This is a genomic window from Pseudoalteromonas sp. P1-25 (assembly GCF_001401805.1).
GTDB lineage: Bacteria > Pseudomonadota > Gammaproteobacteria > Enterobacterales > Alteromonadaceae > Pseudoalteromonas.
The window spans coordinates 1-1,610 of the sequence record NZ_LKDW01000068.1; the positions used below are offsets into that span (position 1 = coordinate 1).

The 1,610-nt window shown below is 54.3% G+C and carries 1 protein-coding gene; it reads left to right on the forward strand.

Annotated elements, in window-relative coordinates:
* Positions 1 to 1,610, forward strand: a 1,610-nt coding sequence (locus AN393_RS19510; protein WP_200909059.1) for an Ig-like domain-containing protein, incomplete at both ends; no start/stop codon positions are given.

Below are 1,610 nucleotides of genomic sequence, written 5' to 3' on the forward strand. Positions count from 1 at the left end.
CTTACGATACAAAATGTAGGCGATGTAAACGACCTAACACCGACATTACAGGGCACCAGTAACGAAATTGGCGGCACGGTGACACTCACCGTGACCGACAGTGACGGCGCTGAGCAAACTCTCACGACCACCGTTGAGGCGGATGGTCATTGGGATATTGAAATCCCCGGTGCGCTCGCGCAAGGTGACTTTACTGTCACAGCCAGCATAACCGACGCGGCAGGCAATGAGAGCACAGCCAACAGCAGTGGCAATGTCGATACCATTACACCGGTTGTCACGGTGGATGCACTGGGACTTGGCAACGACAGCACGCCACTCATCAGTGGTACTTCAACAGAGCCGCAAGGCACTGTTGTCAATATTGTTATTACCGATAGCAACGGCGACGATATCGCAATCACCGCCACAGTGGATGCCAACGGCAACTGGCAAGCAACGAGCCCAGCATTACCTGATGGTAGCTACAGTGTGCAAGCTAGTATTACGGATGCGGCGGGCAATACAGGCGGCGCGACCCAGTCGGGCACCATAGACAGCCTTGCACCGACACTGACACTCGATACCGTGGGCGCGACCAACGACAGCACGCCAACCATTAGTGGTACCACCAATGCACCTGCAGGCACGGTGATTAGTATCAGCGTAAGTGATGGGGTGACAACAGAAACCTTCAGCGCCACAGTGCAAGCGGATGGCAGTTGGTCAGCGGATGTACCAAATGCGCTGGCTGATGGTGAGCTGACCATTGAAGCGAGCGTGAGCGATAACGCCGGTAATACCACCACGGTTAGTGAAATCGCAACACTGAACACCACCGCGCCAAGCATTAGCATTAATGCCTTGGTAGATACCAACGACACCACACCCACTATTAGCGGAACAAGCGATGCAGTCGATGGCACCACGATTAGCCTTACATTTGTAGACAGTGCAGGCGTTGAAACCACCGCCACCACTACAGTCAGCGGTGGCGTATGGAGTGTTGATGCACCAAGTGCTTTAGCTGAAGGCGAATACACGGTCACCGCCGAAGTAGACGATGGTCTAGGGAATATCGGCAGCGCGAGCGAAACCGGTATTATTGACACCACCATACCAGCGATTGAAGTGGATACGCTAAGCGTAACAAACGACACCACACCGACGATTACCGGCACCGCCAATGCACCGCAAGGCAGCACCGTAACGGTAGAGATCACCGATAGTAATAACGTGACACATACGGTGACAACGACACTCGGTGCGAATGGCACTTGGAGTGTGGCCGCCTCACAAGTGCTTGCTGAGGGCAGCTACACAGTAAGTGCAAGCGTAAGCGATGCCGCTGGCAATGAAGCCACAGCCTCTGGCTCAGGTGAAGTAGACACCATTGCGCCAACGCTTGAGTTAACCAGCCCAGGTTCAAGTAACGACGTAACCCCAACGCTAAGCGGCACCAGTGATGCACTAGAAGGCACCGTGATCACCTTTACCGTTACCGACGACTTAGGGGTAGAGCAAACCTTTACGACGACTGTGGATGCGAGCGGCAACTTCTCAGTCGAAGTGCCAAACGCATTGGCTGAAGGGCCTTACAGCATTGAAGCGACTATTAGTGATGCGGCGGG